This is a genomic window from Rhodococcus qingshengii JCM 15477 (assembly GCF_023221595.1).
GTDB lineage: Bacteria > Actinomycetota > Actinomycetes > Mycobacteriales > Mycobacteriaceae > Rhodococcus_F > Rhodococcus_F qingshengii.
In genome coordinates this window covers 2,991,812-3,009,234 of record NZ_CP096563.1, presented here as the reverse complement: position 1 = coordinate 3,009,234, position 17,423 = coordinate 2,991,812, and the positions used below count along the sequence as shown (strand labels likewise).

The 17,423-nt window shown below is 62.5% G+C and carries 19 protein-coding genes; 9 read left to right on the top strand and 10 right to left on the bottom strand.

All coding sequences use genetic code 11. The features are described 5' to 3' along the window. Positions 1-86: 86 nt before the first annotated feature. Positions 87-467 (top strand): nuclear transport factor 2 family protein, encoded by a 381-nt coding sequence (locus M0639_RS13905; RefSeq protein ID WP_003944973.1) that lies wholly within the window; start codon positions 87-89, stop codon positions 465-467. Positions 468-538: 71 nt separating this feature from the next. On the opposite strand, the gene M0639_RS13900 is transcribed toward M0639_RS13905, so the two are convergent. From M0639_RS13900 to aspS, 3 genes are all read right to left on the bottom strand, one after another. Beyond that, positions 539-1,720 carry a protein kinase family protein gene (locus M0639_RS13900; protein ID WP_047270379.1) on the bottom strand — a complete coding sequence of 394 codons (1,182 nt, stop codon included), beginning with the start codon at positions 1,718-1,720 and terminating at the stop codon, positions 539-541. 191 nt (positions 1,721-1,911) lie between these two features. Continuing rightward, positions 1,912-2,877, bottom strand: coding sequence for a DUF389 domain-containing protein (locus M0639_RS13895; RefSeq protein WP_007728045.1), 966 nt, complete (start codon positions 2,875-2,877; stop codon positions 1,912-1,914). Between the two features lie 18 nt (positions 2,878-2,895). After that, entirely contained in the window at positions 2,896-4,704 is a 1,809-nt protein-coding gene (gene aspS / locus M0639_RS13890) for an aspartate--tRNA ligase (RefSeq protein ID WP_050656336.1), read from the bottom strand. A gap of 163 nt (positions 4,705-4,867) precedes the next feature. Here aspS and ypfJ point away from each other — a divergent pair, with 163 nt between their 5' ends. From ypfJ to M0639_RS13875, 3 genes are all read left to right on the top strand, one after another. Then, positions 4,868-5,791: a KPN_02809 family neutral zinc metallopeptidase gene (ypfJ, locus tag M0639_RS13885; protein ID WP_003945028.1), complete on the top strand. Its 924-nt coding sequence runs from the start codon at positions 4,868-4,870 to the stop codon at positions 5,789-5,791. Positions 5,792-5,865: 74 nt separating this feature from the next. Beyond that, a complete protein-coding gene (locus tag M0639_RS13880; RefSeq protein ID WP_042448756.1) occupies positions 5,866-6,495 on the top strand; it encodes an ArsR/SmtB family transcription factor in 630 nt (209 codons plus the stop codon). A 2-nt stretch (positions 6,496-6,497) separates the two neighbouring features. Beyond that, the gene (locus tag M0639_RS13875; protein ID WP_042919850.1) at positions 6,498-7,202 is read left to right on the top strand and encodes an SRPBCC family protein; all 705 of its coding nucleotides are present in this window, start codon (positions 6,498-6,500) and stop codon (positions 7,200-7,202) included. Positions 7,203-7,206: 4 nt separating this feature from the next. Here the strand turns inward: M0639_RS13875 and M0639_RS13870 are convergent, their stop codons facing one another. From M0639_RS13870 to M0639_RS13855, 4 genes are all read right to left on the bottom strand, one after another. After that, on the bottom strand, positions 7,207-8,607 hold the full coding sequence (locus M0639_RS13870) for a DUF2252 domain-containing protein (RefSeq protein ID WP_007728051.1): 1,401 nt from the start codon (positions 8,605-8,607) through the stop codon (positions 7,207-7,209). A 31-nt stretch (positions 8,608-8,638) separates the two neighbouring features. Then, complete coding sequence (locus tag M0639_RS13865) at positions 8,639-9,058, bottom strand: DUF1622 domain-containing protein (RefSeq protein WP_007728052.1); 420 nt, start codon at positions 9,056-9,058, stop codon at positions 8,639-8,641. Positions 9,059-9,109: 51 nt separating this feature from the next. Beyond that, positions 9,110-10,141: an ABC transporter substrate-binding protein gene (locus M0639_RS13860; RefSeq protein WP_231915015.1), complete on the bottom strand. Its 1,032-nt coding sequence runs from the start codon at positions 10,139-10,141 to the stop codon at positions 9,110-9,112. 101 nt (positions 10,142-10,242) lie between these two features. Next, complete coding sequence (locus M0639_RS13855) at positions 10,243-10,587, bottom strand: zinc ribbon domain-containing protein YjdM (protein ID WP_003944988.1); 345 nt, start codon at positions 10,585-10,587, stop codon at positions 10,243-10,245. Between the two features lie 113 nt (positions 10,588-10,700). Between M0639_RS13855 and M0639_RS13850 the strand changes: the two genes are divergently transcribed. From M0639_RS13850 to M0639_RS13835, 4 genes are all read left to right on the top strand, one after another. Continuing rightward, a complete protein-coding gene (locus tag M0639_RS13850; protein WP_064075352.1) occupies positions 10,701-11,333 on the top strand; it encodes a TetR/AcrR family transcriptional regulator in 633 nt (210 codons plus the stop codon). Between the two features lie 41 nt (positions 11,334-11,374). After that, positions 11,375-12,946: an MDR family MFS transporter gene (locus M0639_RS13845; RefSeq protein ID WP_003944867.1), complete on the top strand. Its 1,572-nt coding sequence runs from the start codon at positions 11,375-11,377 to the stop codon at positions 12,944-12,946. Between the two features lie 17 nt (positions 12,947-12,963). Then, a complete protein-coding gene (locus M0639_RS13840; protein ID WP_176742021.1) occupies positions 12,964-13,560 on the top strand; it encodes a CHAP domain-containing protein in 597 nt (198 codons plus the stop codon). Between the two features lie 210 nt (positions 13,561-13,770). Continuing rightward, positions 13,771-14,499 (top strand): HD domain-containing protein, encoded by a 729-nt coding sequence (locus M0639_RS13835; protein ID WP_064075353.1) that lies wholly within the window; start codon positions 13,771-13,773, stop codon positions 14,497-14,499. Here the strand turns inward: M0639_RS13835 and M0639_RS13830 are convergent, their stop codons facing one another. Next, positions 14,500-14,871, bottom strand: a complete 372-nt coding sequence (locus M0639_RS13830; protein WP_030536435.1) for a cupin domain-containing protein — start codon at positions 14,869-14,871, stop codon at positions 14,500-14,502. A gap of 89 nt (positions 14,872-14,960) precedes the next feature. Between M0639_RS13830 and M0639_RS13825 the strand changes: the two genes are divergently transcribed. Further along, positions 14,961-15,779, top strand: a complete 819-nt coding sequence (locus M0639_RS13825; protein ID WP_042919858.1) for a helix-turn-helix domain-containing protein — start codon at positions 14,961-14,963, stop codon at positions 15,777-15,779. 95 nt (positions 15,780-15,874) lie between these two features. On the opposite strand, the gene M0639_RS13820 is transcribed toward M0639_RS13825, so the two are convergent. Both M0639_RS13820 and M0639_RS13815 read right to left on the bottom strand, forming a co-directional pair. Continuing rightward, on the bottom strand, positions 15,875-16,330 hold the full coding sequence (locus M0639_RS13820) for a hypothetical protein (protein WP_228232707.1): 456 nt from the start codon (positions 16,328-16,330) through the stop codon (positions 15,875-15,877). Beyond that, on the bottom strand, positions 16,327-17,382 hold the full coding sequence (locus M0639_RS13815; RefSeq protein ID WP_228232709.1) for a LacI family DNA-binding transcriptional regulator: 1,056 nt from the start codon (positions 17,380-17,382) through the stop codon (positions 16,327-16,329). Before M0639_RS13815 ends, M0639_RS13820 begins: the two co-directional genes overlap by 4 nt. Positions 17,383-17,423: the final 41 nt, after the last annotated feature.

Sequence of the window (17,423 nt, the reverse complement as noted above, 5' to 3'; positions counted from 1 at the left end):
TACTAGAGACCACCGACGCCCGACACAATCCGCTGTTCCGCCAGCCCTCACCCAGTCGTGAATCCGCATTGGATAGCGTTGTCGCCATGAGCACCTCCGAGATCGCCACCGTCCTCGCGTGGCACGATGCACTCAACTCCCAAGACGTCGACACTCTGCTGCAGTTGTCGAGTGACGACATCGAGGTAGGCGGCCCCAAGGGCGCGAGCCAGGGACTCGCTGCCCTGCGCGAGTGGGCCACCAACGCCGGCATCACGCTCGTCCCCGGAAAGATGTACGTCCACCACGGCGTGGTCGTCGTCGAACAGACCGCAACGTGGGCGGCCGAACCGGACAAGTCCGCGACCCTGGCCTCTGCTTTCCGAGTCGTGGCCGACCAGGTGACGTCGACGTTCCGGCATCCCGATCTGGCGACGGCGCTCGCGGCGACGGACCTGTCCGAGAACGATCTGGTCTCCGACAACTGAGCGGACTCGACCGAGAAAGGGCGCTCGTGCTTCGTGCACGGGCGCCCTTCTGTGTGTGATCGGTCAGGGCCTCAGCTGAACTCGGTCCGCAGCGCCGCCACGACGTCGCGGGCGTGTGCCTCGACGGCGGCGTTGCCGGCGAGCTGAGCCGAGCGTGCGAGCCTGGCCCAGCGTCCGACCAGTGCGTCGGCGCGTGGAATCGAGAGATAATGTTCGCGGACGGCGGCGATACGCGAATGATCCTCGGGCAGGTACAGATAGGTACTGAGCCAGACCCAGATGAGTTGGGCCTCGACAATCCGGCGGCCCAATTCGGCCTCGTCGGCCAGGGCGGGCCACATCCCCACTACCTCGGCCCGCCAGGCATCGACCATCGCCGACGCCCGCTCTTCGGTCAGGTCGATGTTGCACAGGCAACCGGGGAAAGACACCAACGCGTAGGTGATGTCGAGGAGGGCATCGCGGTAGCCACCCCACTCGTAGTCGAGGAACTGCACGCCGTCGTCGTTGACGATGATGTTGTCGGGGCACAGGTCCGACGGACTGAAGGCACGGAACCGGCCACCGCTGAACAGTGTCTGCGCATGCTGAACCTGCTCGAGAATGTCCGAACTCACATCGATGCCGAGACTTTCCACCAGCATCGCGGGAACACCGGCCACGGCACGTCCCACCTGATCCGCAACTTCATCGGAGCAATGGGCAACCTCGGCTCGACGCAGCAGTGCGGTGAAGTCGTCCTCCCGGCCGACGGTCGCGGCGTGCATGCGTCCCATTGCCTGAGCCATGGCCATCAACGTGTAAGTGACGGTGTCCGGGTCGGAGTCTTCGAGTCGGACGCTGATTGCGGTGGCGTCGCCGAGATCACTCAGGATCAGGAGGCGAGCATCGAGGTCGGACGCCAACAGTTCGGCGCCGGGGCGTGCGTCCTTGGCAAGCGCGTTGGCGAACTGATACGACACCGCTTCACGAAGGAATGCGGTCTCGACGTCGAAGTCACCTTCGGACGCGGCCGGGAGCGCAATCGCTGTTTTGGTAGCTCCCTGGAAGTTGTCGCGGACCTGCTTGATCACCAAAGTTCGGGGCAGGGAGAACGGGTTCTCGGCGACGCGAACGCGCAGCACGACGGTGCGGCCACTCCCCCCGAGATCTACGGGATCCACCAGGGTTACGGGTGCCCCTGTGCGGCGTGTCAGCAACTGCTCAGCAGCTGCGACGACTTCGGAAACGGGGTCTGCCAGTAATGCGGTCATCACCGACCAACTTACCCGTTAGTGACTCCGATCATGCCCAGCTCGTCCGCTCGCAGCGGAGAATTCAAGGCCTCACAGCAACAGAAATTGCCGACTACCTGCGGTGATGACAAAAGTCCCCAATCGCCACACCGGCACACAGTTCTCTCGAGAATTTTGCTGTCGGTGAGCAGAACTCCGAACCGGCGACGTCATGGAGTTTTGTCCTCGTCGACAAATCGAGAAATGCCTTTCAACGCTGCTTCGAATTCCTCGTCGGCCCGGGTTCTGAGCCAGAGAACAAGCACGCAGGCAGTGACGATCCCGAGCAGGTTGACAGCCAGTTGCAGAGACGACAACCCGGCGATCCGCCATTCTCCGTTTGCTGCCGCAACCACCGCGAAACCGGCGGCAGGAACCGTGGTGACAGAGATGAACACCCCGACCAAGGCAGCGGACTTCGACGAGACGAGTGCCAGCATCCCAGCCGCACCGGCAAGAAGCGCGACGACAAACGAAATGGGCCCGACCTTGTATACGAAATCGACCTCGTGGAGTGACTCGAGACTGACGACGTCCATCCATCCGAAGAACTTCACCACGAACGTTGCGGCAAGCGTCACGCCCATCGCGATGGGGAATCCGACGGCAAGCGCGAGAATCGAACGCCGACGCAACCGTCGATCCCGCCGTACGAGTGCGACTGCCAAAGCAGCCAGCGGACCGAACTCCGGACCGACGACCATGGCGCCGACGATCGTGATCTGAGAGTCGGTCACGACGCCGATCGCGGCCAGCAGACACGCAATGGTCAGGAACGCGACGAACAATCCGTTGAGAGTCGACTCTTCGCGAGTGCGGGACAGCAATTCCTCCCACACGACGGAATCCGCGGGATCACCAGGCACGTCACGCTCGGCTTTGCGCGCCGCCGCCGACAACACCGTCTCGACCGGTACGAGCGTCATTCCGCCGTCCTCGGCGACGCCGAGTTCGTTCAGGGCATCGACGACGTCGTTTGCCGCCTCACGGGCGACGTCGGCCTCCACCATGTCGCCGGCAGGATGAACCGCGACGTCGCGCATCACGACGATGTGTGTCGCGCCCCGCTGCGACGCGAGCGCACCGAGAACTTGCTCGGTGCGCTCGGTCGGGCAGATCACCCGCAAATGCAGCATGGCGATCCGGTGTCGGCTCTACTTGGCTTCGCCGGTGTCGCCTTCGGACTTCTTGTCCTCTGACTTTTTCTCGGGCTTCGCGTCGATGCCCGATTCCTTGCGCTGCTGAGCCGAGATCGGTGCCGGAGCATCCGTCAGCGGGTCGACGCCGCCGCCGGACTTCGGGAACGCGATGACCTCACGGATGGAATCCATGCCGGCGAGGAGCGCGGTGATGCGGTCCCAGCCGAATGCGATTCCGCCGTGCGGCGGCGCACCGAAGGCGAAGGCGTCGAGGAGGAAGCCGAACTGCTCCTGCGCCTCGTCCTCGGAGATACCCATCACCTTGAACACTCGTTCCTGAATGTCCTTGCGGTGGATACGAATACTGCCGCCGCCGATCTCGTTGCCGTTGCAGACGATGTCGTACGCGTAGGCGAGAGCGGAATCCGGATCGGTGTCGAACGTGTCGAAGAACTCCGGCTTCGGCGACGTGAACGCGTGGTGCACGGCGGTCCACGCGGAGTGGCCGAGAGCGACGTCACCGGATGCAGTGGCGTCGGCGGTCGGCTCGAACATCGGAGCGTCGACGATCCACACGAAGGCCCACGCGTCAGGATCGATGAGGTCCTTCTTGCGGGCGATCTCACCACGGGCAGCGCCGAGGAGGGCGCGCATCGGCTTCGTTGCACCAGCTGCGAAGAAGACGCAGTCTCCCGGCTGAGCTCCGACGTGGGCGGCCAGGCCCTCACGCTCGGCGTCGGTCAGGTTCTTGGCAACAGGTCCACCGAGAGTGCCGTCTTCACCGACCAACACGTACGCCAGACCCTTGGCCCCACGCTGCTTGGCCCATTCCTGCCAGGCGTCGAGTTGCTTGCGCGGCTGGCTTGCACCGCCGGGCATCACAACGGCGCCGACGTACTCCGCCTGGAACACGCGGAACGTCGTGTCCTTGAAGAAGTCCATGCACTCGACGAGTTCGATGTCGAAACGCAGGTCCGGCTTGTCGCTGCCGTAACGACGCATTGCCTCGGTGTAGGTCATGCGGTCGATCGGCGTCTTGATCTCGTGGCCGACGAGCTTCCAGAGCGCCGTGAGGATTTCCTCGGCGAGCAGGATGATGTCGTCCTGGTTGACGAAAGCCATCTCGATGTCGAGCTGAGTGAACTCGGGCTGGCGATCGGCGCGGAAATCCTCGTCGCGGTAGCAACGTGCGATCTGATAGTAGCGCTCGATGCCGCCGACCATGAGGAGCTGCTTGAACAGCTGCGGGCTCTGCGGCAGTGCGTAGAAGCTACCGGGCTGAAGGCGCGACGGCACCAGGAAGTCACGGGCACCCTCGGGCGTCGAGCGCGTGAGCGTCGGAGTTTCGACCTCGACGAACTCGTGATGCGCGAGAACGCCGCGCGCTGCAGCACTTACCTTGGAGCGCAAGCGAATTGCGGAGCCGGGGCCCTCACGGCGCAGGTCGAGGTATCGGTACTTGAGGCGCGCTTCTTCGCCAACCTGATCGTCGAGCTGGAACGGCAGCGGTGCGCTTTCGTTGAGAACCTCGAGTTCAGTGGCGTTGACCTCGATTGCTCCGGTGGGGATCTCGAAGTTCTGGTTGCCCTCGGGGCGAACCTCGACCGTTCCGGTCACGCGAACGCAGTATTCCGCGCGCAGACGGTGCGCCTGCTCGGCCACGTCACCTGCCCGGAAAACTACCTGCGCAACTCCGGATGCATCACGGAGATCGATGAAGATCACTCCGCCGTGATCACGACGCCTGGCTACCCAACCGGTGAGCGTTACGGTCTGCTCTGCCTGCTCGGGTCGCAATGAACCGGCGAGATGTGTGCGCAGCACGGGATTCCTTTCGAACTACTTCCAATAACCGACGACCGACTACTTTGCCTGCGATCCTACGGAGCGAACTGCACAGAGCGGAAACGCGGACCCGCATCGCATGCGAAGCTATCTCCAGAAGTGACGGCAAGCACTTGTTCACGACAGCAGAAAGCGGACATAGATGACCTTCAACGAGGGGGCCCGCGGCGAAGCGGGACGCGTTCAGGTTCAAGGCGGCGGGGGTGGCGGTGGCCGCGGCGGCAAAATCGCGATCGGCGGTGGCGCGGGCGGCATTATCGTTCTGATCCTGGCGCTGTTGTTCGGCGGTGACCCCGGCTCACTCCTGGGTACGTCTACCGAGACTTCGAGTTCGTCGACCGGACTGTCGTCGGTCGACGAGTGCACCGGTGCTCAGGCAAACGCCGATGTGAACTGCCGCGTCACACTGACCGTCGGAAGCCTCGACGACGTTTGGGAACAGCAGTTGGTCAAGCAGACCGGCACGGCGTACGTGCGACCCGAAGTCATTCTGTTCAGCGGTTCGGTCAACACCGGTTGCGGCCAGGCGTCTAGTGACGTCGGCCCGTTCTACTGCCCGGCCGACCAGACTGCGTACTTCGACACGAGTTTCTTCCAACTACTCGTCGACCGTTTCGGTTCCAGCGCCGGACCGCTCGCACAGGAGTACGTGGTCGCGCACGAGTTCGGACATCACATCCAGAATCAGCTCGGCGACATCGGCCGCGCGCAGGCCGACCCGCAGGGTGAGCAGTCGGGTGCGGTTCGCACCGAACTCCAGGCCGATTGCTACGCAGGCGTCTGGGCACATTTTGCGGACACGATTCCCGATCAGGCGACCGGTCAACCGTTCCTGAAGCCCTTGTCAAAAGACGACATTCGCGACGCGTTGTCCGCCGCCTCGTCGGTGGGCGACGACCGTATCCAGAAGTCCACGACCGGTCGGGTCAACCCTGAAGGTTGGACACACGGCTCCTCCGCACAGCGTCAGGCGTGGTTCATGACCGGATACCAGACCGGCCAGATTTCGTCGTGTGACACGTACTCGGCGCGGGATCTGAACAACCCGCCCGACCTCAAGCGATAGCGAATCTCCGAAACCATCCCACCGACAATTTTTTCTGTCTTGACAGATTTAGTTGTCGGTGGGATGGTTTTCTCATGTTGGACGTAGCAGTCATCGATCGCCCCGGAGCTGCCGAGGCGTCGCTCGATCCGATTCGGCAACGGATTCTGGCCGAATTGGCGGTGCCGGGATCGGCATCCTCGCTGGCGCCCCGGATCGGGCTGACACGCCAGAAGGTGAACTACCACCTGCGCACTCTCGAAGACCACGGACTTGTCGAGCTCGTCGAGGAACGCAAGCGAGGCAACATGACCGAGCGAATCATGCAGGCCAGTGCCGCGTCGTACGTCATATCCCCTGCCGCCATGTCGGCGCTCGCCCCAGACCCGGGCCGGTTCCCCGATCAGCTCTCGGCGCGCTGGCTCGTCAGTCTCGCAGCGCGGATCGTCCGAGAGGTCGGCGAGCTGATCGCCGGCGCAACTGCAGCCGGAAAACCGTTGGCGTCCTTTGCCATCGACAGCGACATCACCTTTGCCACGGCGGCCGACCGTGCCGCGTTCGCCGGCGAACTCGGCGAGTCGATCAACTCACTCGTCGCCAAGTATCACAACGGCAATTCCGAAGGCGGACGCAAACACCGCCTCGTTGTCGCCTTGCATCCCAGCCTCACCACACCCCAAACCATCACAACCCAAGCCATCGACGCGCCCGAAACGGAGAAGTAGCAATGTCCGAGAAATTCGAAATCCGCCGCGAGGTGGTCGTCCCAGGAACCCCCGAGCAGATCTGGGCCGCCATCTCGGCCGAAACGGCCGGATGGATGTTCCCCTCCCCTCTCGAGATCCCCGCCGACGGCAGCCGCCCGGACAGCCCGATCATCGCGACCTGGGAGCCGCCCCGCGAACTCGCCATCCACATGCAAGGCCCCGACGGCTGGTTCAACAACCTCGAATACGTCGTCGAGAGCACCGCCGTTGTCCGCTACGTCCACGCCGGAGTGTTTGCCGATGACTGGGACAACCAGTACGACGGCGCGAGCAAGCACACGGACTTCTACCTGCACAGTCTCGGCCAATACGTGCGGTACTTCGCCGGAAAACCCGTCACCTATGTCTCGGCCGAAGGCCCGGAATCCTCGTCCGCGCCGCAAGCGATGGGAACGCTTCGCAGCGCCCTCGGAATCACCTCGGGCGCCGCTGTCGGTGACTCCGCGTCGGTGGAAGTCCCCGGAATCGGAACCGTCGACGCGATTGTCGACTACATCAACGACTGGTTCATCGGCTTGCGCACCGAGGACGCATTGCTGCGGTTCTACGGCCGAAATGCTTTCGGCGGCAACGTCGACGCGGCCCATCACCTCTTCGCAGAGGGCGCTGACGGTGGATCAGCAACGGCAGCGTGGCAGGGCTGGCTCGACGGCGTGTTCGCCTGAGTCGTCACACTCCCCGCTCTGCTGACACGCGACCATCGTCGATCGCGGTCAGCAGAGCGGCATGATCGCGTGCATTGCGCTTGGCGTAGGCAGCCGCGAACTCCCCGATCGCGAAATCGAATTCGGTTCCGTCACCGAGATATTCGGCGATCGCTATCCGATCGGACGAGCGAGCGTGTGCGTAGGCAAGGACCCTGGCGCACAGGCGCCCGTAGAGTTCCAGCCCCTGCGGCACCATCTCTTCGATGACTGCCGACCCTTTACCGTCACGCAGTTGACGAATGTAGAAATCGTGCTCACCCTCGTCGAGCCCCGGCCCTCGTTCCCAGCCGAGAAAGATGTCGCTTGTCGCTTGCATCAAGCGTTGCCCGTTGACGACGCGTTCCCCTTCGTTCTTGAAGGTCGGACCATCGACGTAGCCGGACAATACCGAGGGTTGCGCTTCCTTGACCTGCAGGATCAACGGATCGTCGTCGTCGACGCCTTTCATGAGGATCATCCATGCGCGTGTTCCGACGCTCCCGACACCGACAACCTTCCGCGCAATGTGCGTCATCTCGAAGCTTTCGAGCAACACCCGACGGTCCCACTGCAGCGTGCTCCGATACGACCGAACGCGCTGACGTAGCAACTCCTCGATCTGCGTGAGATCGGTCCCTGCGAACAACTCGTTCGCGGGCACGATCAGCGGCGGATCACTGATGAATTGCCGCCGGCCGTCGACGATTTCGGTGAACTTGCCTGCCGCCTGCACACTGTCGCGGCGACGAGCCTTGTCCAGCGTCGCTTGTGTGCGAGCAAGCATGCGCTTCTTCAGGTCGATCTGGAGAGCCTCGAGCCCGTCCTCGGGTGCGATGTGCGAGTACCAGACTGCAAGATTTCCCAATCCTGCCTGGGTGATCATGGTTTCCCGATACTCGGCCGCGCATCCGCGAACGATCTTCTTTCGCTCCTTGCCCGAAAATCCGTTGTCCTTTGCGGCGATCACCAAACTTGCGGCCAGACGCTTGACGTCCCATTCGAACGGTCCCGGGTACGTTTCGTCGAAGTCGTTGATGTCGAACGCGAGCTTTCGCTCGGGCGTCGCATAGATACCGAAGTTGCTCAGGTGCGCGTCGCCGCAGAGTTGGCTGGCAAGACCCGAATCCGGACTGCGTGACAAATCGTCGGCCATCACCAGCGCAGCGCCGCGGAAGAACGAGAACCGCGATGCCGACATCCGCCCGTATCGGATGGGCACCAGGTCCTGTACCCGCGACTTCGCCTGCAATTCGAGCAGTGATATCGGATCACGGTCACTCTCTGCCAGATCCGCGAGCGCGGCCAATGGCGTATCTCTACGCGCCTGGCGCCCGCGCGCCCGCCTTTCGTCGACCGTGAGATGCTCGGTACGCACTGCTGTCATCTGCCCGACCTTTCACTCGCAACGGCTATCGCTACGAACTCGACGCGTCGGGCGTCGTGCGGCCTCCTGATCCGCGCGCTGCGCGTACCAGGAGTTCCGGACTTGACACCAACGCCTTGCGCCACGGAAGTACCCCGTCGATCTCGATCTGAATCGACAGGCTCAGCACGGTCCGAATAAGAACGATCATGCCCAGAACTGCGGCGTCTGTCAGCGACGGCGACGACGTCACCGTCTTCACCAGATCAGCGGCGACAAGGATCTCGAGGCCGAGAAGGATGACCGCGCCCATGGTCTCGCGCAGAGTACGAAACGCCGAACTACCGTCCCGCGTTCGACTCCATGCGCGCCCCGCGATCACGAATGCGAACACGAACCCGAGAACCATGGCGACAACACCGAGTACCTCGAACCATTCGGTGACCAGCTCGAAGAACCTGATTTTGTCCATGGTCATGATTCTCGAGGTAATGCACCGATAAGTCGAGGTGACACGACGGCGTCAGCTGAAGATCCGCTCGATGTCGTCGAGTCGCAGCTCGGTGGCGCGAGGAGAATAGCCCGAGCCCCACAGGCTGTCGTCGACGTAATGGACGTTCCCCGAGCGGACAGCGGGAAGACGCTCCCAGAGCGGGTTCATTGCCAACTGCGCGCGGACGTCCTGCTGGTCCTGGAATGCACCCACGATGATCACGTCGCTGGTCACCTGATCGAGTTCCTCCGCTGTGAGTGTGCGCGTGAACTCCTCCGATGTAGCTCGATCGCCGGGGAAACCGAGGGCGTCGAGAAGAGCGTCGACCTGGTTGTAGACGACACCGTTCTCGCCGGTGCGGAGGAGGGTCACCGACGGCAACGAACCGAGGGCGGAGAGTCGATCCTTGATTGCCAAGAGTCGGTCTTCCGTTCGCGCGTTCAATTCGGCCGCCGCGTCTTCGCGTCGGACCGCGACGCCCATCGAGGTGACCAACTTCTTCATCTCGGCCCACGTGAGGTACCCGTTGAAGCCGGCGAATACTGGAACACCAGTCGCGGAGAGTTCGTCGTAGGACTTTGCCGCATAAGCATTTCCGGCGGTCAGGAGCATGACGATCAGATCCGGCGACGCGCCGATGATCGCTTCCTTGTTCCACGTCCCCGCCGTGCCGAGGTTCGGGATGTTCGCAGCCTCCGGCATCGTGCGCAACACCGCGTCACCGCTCACACCCTCGAGACCGAAGAAGCCGCCGACGATCTTCTCCGGCGGCACACCGAGGTCGAGCACCGTCGCCATGGCGCTGACATGGGCGATGACCATTCGCTGCGGATCCGAAGGGATCTCGACACTGCCCGTCTCGTCCTGCACCGTGACGAGACCGCCTGACTCCAAGCCATTTTCGTCACTGCTGCACGCTGCCAGCAAGGTCGCGGCCGCGGCACCGAGCCCGGCGCCGAGGAAACCCCTGCGCGTCAGCGCATCGACGATGCGTTTCCACTGCTCCTCTGTATCGAGTGCGGTGTTATCGAGTGCGGGCGCCAGGCAGATCGAGTTCGGCACAGTTCGGTCCATTCGTTCGAGCGGTCGAGAATCACCTCGATTGTGGCTATCGAACCGTCGAAACTGAACAGGATTTCGAGCCGACAACTATCGCTGTCCGGTCACACCTTCTTGACGACGCTCGACTTCAATTGCATCGGTCCGATGCCGTCGACCTTGCAGTCGATGTCGTGGTCACCAACACCCTGAACAAGGCGGATGTTGCGAACTTTCGTACCTGACTTGATGCCGGTCGGACTGCCCTTCACCTTGAGCGTCTTGACGACCGTCACCGTGTCGCCGTCCGCAAGAATGTTGCCTACGGCATCTTTCACTACACCCAGGTCCTCGCCGGCACTATCGGTCGGCGCCCACTCGTGCGCGCAGGACGGGCAGACCATCAACGCGCCCATCTCGTAGGTGTATTCGCCGGCGCATTCAGGGCAAGGGGGCAAGGTGTCTTCCACGCGGTTCATCCTATCCACCAGGCACCCGATCCCCATTTTTGCATTTCATGAGGCATTCTTGGGCGAAATATTGCATTCGATGAAACTTTGCACTCTGTGCAATTATGGATGAAATGGGAACCGAAACTCTCGGATTGCGCGAACGAAAACGAATTGCGACGAGGCAGCTGATCGAGCACACCGCCGTCGAACTCGTTCTCGACCTGGGCTATGACGAAGTGACCGTCGAGAAAATCTGCGAAGCCTGCAATCTGTCGACCCGCACGTTCTTCAACTACTTCCCCACCAAGGACGCAGCGATCGGTGGGCTCATGCTCGTCGTGCCAAGTGAGACGACCATGCTCACGCTCATCGGCGAGCACCCGGACGATCCGCTGCGCGGCGCTCTCGCGGTATTCGAGGCGGCGATGCAAATCGTCGACGAGCGAACCGATCTGCTCGCGCATCGACGCGAATTGTTCGAGCGTCATCCCACGCTGTTGCAACAACATCTGGCCACCTTCCACGATCTTGAAGACACGCTCACCCGGATCCTCACGCGGGAGTTGTCGAACAGAACCGAGTATCGCCGCCTGCACTCGGACACAGCCGCTGCCGACGAAGCCACAGCAACGGTCATCACCGCAGGCGCCGCGATGCGTTACGTCTTCCGAAAATGGCAGAACAGTGAACGGGCAAGCCCCAGAACAGATTTGCTCGATCCGGCACTACTCCTGATGGCTCGAATACTGAGGTCCGAGAGCTGATCCACACTCTCGCACCCGCCGTCACTCAACTAAGGAACTACATGTCCACTCGAGAAGCTGCGACCGTCGAGCCCGACGGCACGCATACCGACACCGAGGCCTCGCCGGACAAACGGTCGATCATCCTCGTTTTTGTCGGGCTGATGATCACGATGCTTCTGGCTTCGCTCGACCAGATGATCTTCAGTACCGCTTTGCCCACCATCGTGGGCGAATTGAACGGCGTCAACCACATGGTCTGGGTGACGACGGCATACATCCTCGCCTCGACCGTCATGATGCCGGTGTACGGAAAACTCGGTGACCTGATCGGCCGCAAGGGCCTCTTCATCGGCGCCATCAGCATTTTCATCGTCGGTTCGGTGATCGGCGGTCTGTCCCACGACATGACCACACTCATCGCTGGTCGAGCCGTGCAGGGACTCGGCGGCGGCGGATTGATCCTGCTGTCCCAGGCGATCATCGCCGACGTCGTCCCCGCCAGGCAACGCGGCCGGTACATGGGTGCGATGGGCGGGGTGTTCGCACTGGCTTCGGTTGCCGGTCCCCTACTCGGCGGCTGGTTCACCGAGGGCATCGGTTGGCGTTGGGCCTTCTGGATCAACATCCCCCTAGGCCTACTCGCCATCGCGAGCGCGATGGCATTTCTGCACCTGCGGAAGCCGAACCTCGGCAAGCCTCGCATCGACTATCTGGGCATGGTTCTCGTCGCGACGGCAGCGACGTGTCTGATCCTGTTCACGACCTGGGGCGGAAACACCTACGCCTGGGGATCGGCCGTCATCATCGGGTTGATCGTCGGCTGCGTCGTGACGGCAGTGGCTTTTGTCTTCGTCGAAAAGCGTGCCGACGAACCGGTGATTCCGATGCACCTGTTCGCTCAGCGCAACTTCGTGTTGACCACCGTCGCCGGCCTGATCATCGGAATCGCCATGTTCGGTGCGCTCGCCTACCTGCCGACCTACATCCAAATGGTGACAGGCAAGAACGCCACCGAAGCTGGATTGATGATGATTCCCATGATGGCGGGCCTGCTCGTCGCCTCCATCGGGTCCGGCCAGCTGGTCAGCAAGACCGGCCGCTACAAGATCTTCCCCATCGTCGGAACATCCATCGTCGCTGTTGCTCTGGTCCTGCTCTCACGTCTGACGCCGTCGACCTCACTGCTGGTCTTCGGTTGCTACATCGCACTCATGGGTATCGGACTCGGCCTCGTCATGCAGATCTTGATCTTGATCGTGCAGAACACCTTCCCCGCGGCCGAAGTGGGAACGGCCACCGCGTCGAACAACTTCTTCCGCCAGATCGGTGCGTCGTTGGGCAGCGCGATCGTGGGCAGCCTGTTCGCCTCGCGTCTGACCAATCTCCTGGCCGAGCGACTCCCGGCGAATGGCGGCGCGGTCGGTGGTGACGAGAACTCCTTGACCCCGGGAATCCTCTGGAAGTTGCCGAGCCAGGTTCGCGAGATCATCGTCGGTGCATACAACGACGCGCTGGCGCCGATCTTCCTGTACCTCGTCCCCTTGGTCATCGCGGCGGTTGTCCTGTTGCTCTTCGTCAAGGAGAAGCCCCTCGCGACGACGATCGATCGCTCGGCGCCCCCGCTCGAGTAGTTGACTATCGTGGCGTGATGTCGCACGCACCGAATACGCCCAGACGCACTCTCGCTGTTCTGGGCGTATTCGGCGTTGTGGTGGTCGTAGTTGTCGCCGGCGCACTGTGGTGGTTCGCGCGCGGCGACGACGCTCTTGCCGGCGAGAATCTCGATTCGTTCCCGGCCGTCGACCACAGCATTCTCAGCGCTCAGCAGAGTGCGCTACTGGGCGTCCTCGAGCAGGAGTGGGAGTCAGGGAGTCCCGGCACCAAATACGCCGAGGGTGTCGAAGAATCGTGGTGTGCCGATTTCGTGAGCTGGTCGATGAACCAGATCGGCACGCCGTTCTCGAACCCCAACTCAGGGTCGTGGCGCATCCCCGGGGTGTACACGCTGCAGGAGTATTACGAGTCCGTCGACGCGTTTGTCCCCTACGGTCAGGACTACCAACCCAAGGTCGGCGACACGATCCTGTACGGCGACTCGAGCCCCTTCGGCCAACACGTCAACGTCGTTCTGGTCAACGACGCCGGCACTCTGACGACCGTCGGCGGCAACGAGAACAACAAGGTCATGCTCCATCGCATCGTCCCGTCGGAAGTCCCGGGCATCGTCGGGTTCGGCGTCATCTGAGCCCGAGCCCCACCGTCGTTGCTTGATGGTTCTTGCGATGTCCAGAGGTGAGGCTACAGATTCGTGGTTGCCGTTGGATGGCACTTGCTATTAACCGATATTCTGATAATTCCGTGTTTCCGTCATTGACAGACATTAGACATCTGTGAAGAAGTTTCCCTGCCAACTAGATTCGTATCCAGCTGTCCCCCCACCCAGAACAGGAATTCGATGCGCCCTGGTGAGCTCTCCACTCTCGAGCAGATACAACTCATGGCCCGCGCGGCTGCTGCGCAGGCCATGAGTGCTCCGTCGATGCTCCGACTGCGGCTCGGCCGCTACCCCACTCGCACACCCGAGCTGCGCAAACGCCCACTCCCCGACACCAAGCTGTGCAGCGAAGCGCTCGATCACGCCAGAGGAACCCTCTCCCCCGCGGTCTTGAACCACAGCCTGCGCTGCTGGATCTGGGCCGACGCCTTCGCGCAGATCGATGCGATCGAGTACGACCCCGAAGATCTCTTCACTGCGTGCGCCCTTCACGATGTCGGACTGGGCGCAGAAGGATCGGCCGAGCACGGGTGTTTCACCTACATCAGTGCCGCAGACGCAGAAGAACTCGCGACCCGAGTGGGAACTTCGGAGAGGTCGGTACAGCGAATCGGCGAAGCGATCCGTCTGCACATGGATCTGACCGTCGACCGCGGCGCGGGCGCTGACGCCTATCTACTGCATGCCGCAGCGCATTTCGACGTTGCCGGTCGGCGTGCGCCCGAAATTCCGCGAGCAACTGTTGATGCAGCAATCGCGGAGTACCCGCGAACAGGGTTCACCGACGAGTTCACGCAGTCGATGCGGCGCGAGGTCCAGCTCCGTCCGCACTCTCGCGCGGCGACGCTCTGGAGATCGGGCATGGCACTGCCGCTCCGAACCAATCCCCCGGATTGGAAGAGCCGCTAGCTACGTCCAGTCCTCGAGCACCGCGGTTCGTGATCCTCCGACGTTCCCGGTATTCACCACGCCCACGGGTTCGATCAACATCACCTCCGCTTCCTCTTCGGCGATGGGACAATGCTCGACTCCGCGAGGCACAACGAACAATTCACCGGGCCCCAGCGAAACATCTCCGTCGCGCAGTTGGATTCGGATCTGCCCCTTTGTCACCAGAAACATTTCGTCGGTGTCGGTGTGGGAGTGCCAGACGAATTCACCTTTGATCTTGACGATCTTGATCTCGTAATCATTGAGGGCCGCAATCTTCTTGGGCGACCAGTGCTCGGTGAACTGACCGAACTTCTCGCGGAGCGATACCGCTGTTGCCGAACTGTTCATGTTGTTCCTCCCTCGGGCGCGCCACCACCGCGATGACGACCCCGCCACTCTTCGTCACCCGAGGCAGCTGCGTCTTGTACGTTTCTGACATGGACCCCCGCGGCGCACAGATCACCGCGTGGGCACCGAGCCTCGCGGGAATCACCGAGGTCTTCCATGCCGATTTCGTCGGACACGCCTATCCCAAACACACGCACGATCAGTGGTCCCTGATGCTCGTCGACCGCGGCACGATTGCATACGACCTCGATCATCGCGCTCATGGCGCAGCACCAGAGATCGTGACTCTGTTGCCGCCAGGCATCGCACACGACGGAGTTCCGGTCACCGAGGCCGGATTTCGTCAACGAATCCTCTACCTCGACACGTCAGTTCTCGGCGAGGTCCTCATAGGCCCGGCGGTGGACAGCCCCGAGATTCGAGACCCTCTGCTGCGCCATCGCATCGATCAACTGCACTCTGCACTCGGCCCGGACGGCGAATCACTCGAGGCCGAAAGTCGCCTGGGGTTCCTCGCTGAAAGATTGAACGAGATCCTCACACCGGCCACAGGTCGATCCCTTCACACGCCGACCGTTGACGAACGCGTTGCCGATCAACTTCGGGACCTGCTCGATGCGCGACTCACAACGGGAATCACGATGCGGGAAGCGTCGAACATCCTGCAGCGGAAGCCCACGTATCTGATCAAGAACTTCGCGAAGCATTTCGGGCTTCCGCCTCACAAGTACGTGACGGGACGTCGAATCGATCTGGCGCGACGCGCAATCCTCGCCGGGCGCGAATTGGCGGACGTGGCCGTCGACGTCGGATTCCACGATCAATCCCACCTGTCGCGGCACTTCGTCAAGCATGTCGGGGCGCCGCCCGGCAAATACTCACTGAACGTGGCCAGTGGAGCGCGCTAGTCGCAGCACCTGGCACCGGTTTCGTCGAGCAGACACTGGTTCCGGTCAGCTGGAGTCTGTGTCCACTGAATAAAAACGGTGTCAGGTCCCAACGATCAAGCAGCCGTCTCGAGGTCGACCAGGAGGAAGTCCTCGCGCCGCGGCCCGTATTCACGATCGGTCAGCTGATACGAGCGCAACGCACGAGGTGCACGGGCCAACTCGTAGAACCGCTCGGAGCCAGGCACGAATTGCCTCGTAGCCCAACCCCAGTTCGGGCCGTGCGGAAACTTCGGGTCGGGCAGCATGTCGGACTCCATCGACATGAGCCGCAGGCGCCGAACTACCCCGGTCGTGGCGGCATCCGCGCCGAAGTCTATCCACGCCTGACGCGCGTTTGGGTCGTCACGAGGAGTTCCGGCAAGTAGGTGCAATGCACCCGCGACTTCGGCAACCGCCCACCGGCGCGGGTTGTCGACATTCCAGGAGAGTCCCCACCGGACGGTCTCCCCCAATTCTGGAGGAACAAACCACCGAAAACGCAGACCGTCGATGACTACCGGCGTGATCATCGTGTCGAGGTTCGCCGACGCACCGACCATTCGACCGGCTCGACCGCATCGTCCAGCCCGAGAACCACGCGAGCTGCATTGCGCCCTTGATCGAACAGGGACTGGCGAACCGTTGTCAGGCCGGCGTCCGATGCGGCTGTTGTGTCGTCCCATCCGACGACTGCGACATCGTCGGGCAGCGCGAGGCCGAGTTCACGGATCGCGTCCAGAACCCCCAGAGCCAGTTCGTCACTCATCGCCAAGATGACATCGGGCCTTCGGCTCTCGGGAACGTCGAGCAGGGACCGAGCCATCCGCGCACCCTCGCTCCGCTCGTTGACAGTGACGACCCCTACCCGCACCGAGGGCCAATCGAGGCCCGCGTCGCGGACGGCGCGCTCGTAGCCCTCGAGCCGATGGCGGGACACCGGAAAGAACGCTTCACCTGGATCCACGTCCATCCGAATCTCGGACCGACGCTCACGATCCCACGGAAGGCTGATCACCGCGGGCCGCTGCGCCCCCGACAACCCGACTGCCGCGATCGCGACGGCGCCGGCAACATCGTCCATCCCGACGAGATCCACACCCTCGTGCAACGGACCACCCTGGATGCATGCGGGTTTTCCGGTGCCGACAATCGCGTCGAGGATGGGATCGTCGAAGACGGTGGTCCAGACGACAAAACCGTCTACTGCCGCGTCGCGAACTCTGTCGACGTCTCCCGGTTTCCCCGAGTTCGGCAGCATCATCAGCCCGGCGTTCGCATCCAGGCACGCTTCGGCGACTCCCGAGAGGAATCGCCGAGCTACTGCGTCTTCGAAGGCGTACGTCAGCTTCTCGCTGAAGACGACCGCGATGTTGTTGAATTTCCCGCTCCGCAAGGACTGCGCCGCCCGGTTCGGGCCCGCGTACTCGAGCTCTTCGGCGGCGGCGAACACCTTGGCCCGCGTTGATTCAGACACGCGCTCGGGCTGCGCGAAGGAGTACGACACCGACATCACCGACACGCCTGCGGCCTTGGCGACGTCGGCCATCGTCGGACGACTCGAACGCTGCGCACGTATGGCCATGAGCATCAGCATAGCGAGTGAAAAATATCCATTGCGCAGGC

Coding starts and splice junctions, on each gene's coding strand:
- M0639_RS13880 (WP_042448756.1), top strand. CDS start 5,866: ATGTTGGACGTAGCAGTCATCGATCGCCCCGGAGCTGCCGAGGCGTCG.
- M0639_RS13815 (WP_228232709.1), bottom strand. CDS start 17,382: ATGGCCATACGTGCGCAGCGTTCGAGTCGTCCGACGATGGCCGACGTC.
- M0639_RS13840 (WP_176742021.1), top strand. CDS start 12,964: ATGTCGCACGCACCGAATACGCCCAGACGCACTCTCGCTGTTCTGGGC.
- M0639_RS13875 (WP_042919850.1), top strand. CDS start 6,498: ATGTCCGAGAAATTCGAAATCCGCCGCGAGGTGGTCGTCCCAGGAACC.
- M0639_RS13845 (WP_003944867.1), top strand. CDS start 11,375: ATGTCCACTCGAGAAGCTGCGACCGTCGAGCCCGACGGCACGCATACC.
- M0639_RS13870 (WP_007728051.1), bottom strand. CDS start 8,607: ATGACAGCAGTGCGTACCGAGCATCTCACGGTCGACGAAAGGCGGGCG.
- M0639_RS13905 (WP_003944973.1), top strand. CDS start 87: ATGAGCACCTCCGAGATCGCCACCGTCCTCGCGTGGCACGATGCACTC.
- M0639_RS13895 (WP_007728045.1), bottom strand. CDS start 2,877: ATGCTGCATTTGCGGGTGATCTGCCCGACCGAGCGCACCGAGCAAGTT.
- M0639_RS13830 (WP_030536435.1), bottom strand. CDS start 14,871: ATGAACAGTTCGGCAACAGCGGTATCGCTCCGCGAGAAGTTCGGTCAG.
- M0639_RS13865 (WP_007728052.1), bottom strand. CDS start 9,058: ATGGACAAAATCAGGTTCTTCGAGCTGGTCACCGAATGGTTCGAGGTA.
- M0639_RS13825 (WP_042919858.1), top strand. CDS start 14,961: ATGGACCCCCGCGGCGCACAGATCACCGCGTGGGCACCGAGCCTCGCG.
- M0639_RS13820 (WP_228232707.1), bottom strand. CDS start 16,330: ATGATCACGCCGGTAGTCATCGACGGTCTGCGTTTTCGGTGGTTTGTT.
- M0639_RS13900 (WP_047270379.1), bottom strand. CDS start 1,720: ATGACCGCATTACTGGCAGACCCCGTTTCCGAAGTCGTCGCAGCTGCT.
- M0639_RS13850 (WP_064075352.1), top strand. CDS start 10,701: ATGGGAACCGAAACTCTCGGATTGCGCGAACGAAAACGAATTGCGACG.
- M0639_RS13835 (WP_064075353.1), top strand. CDS start 13,771: ATGCGCCCTGGTGAGCTCTCCACTCTCGAGCAGATACAACTCATGGCC.
- ypfJ (WP_003945028.1), top strand. CDS start 4,868: ATGACCTTCAACGAGGGGGCCCGCGGCGAAGCGGGACGCGTTCAGGTT.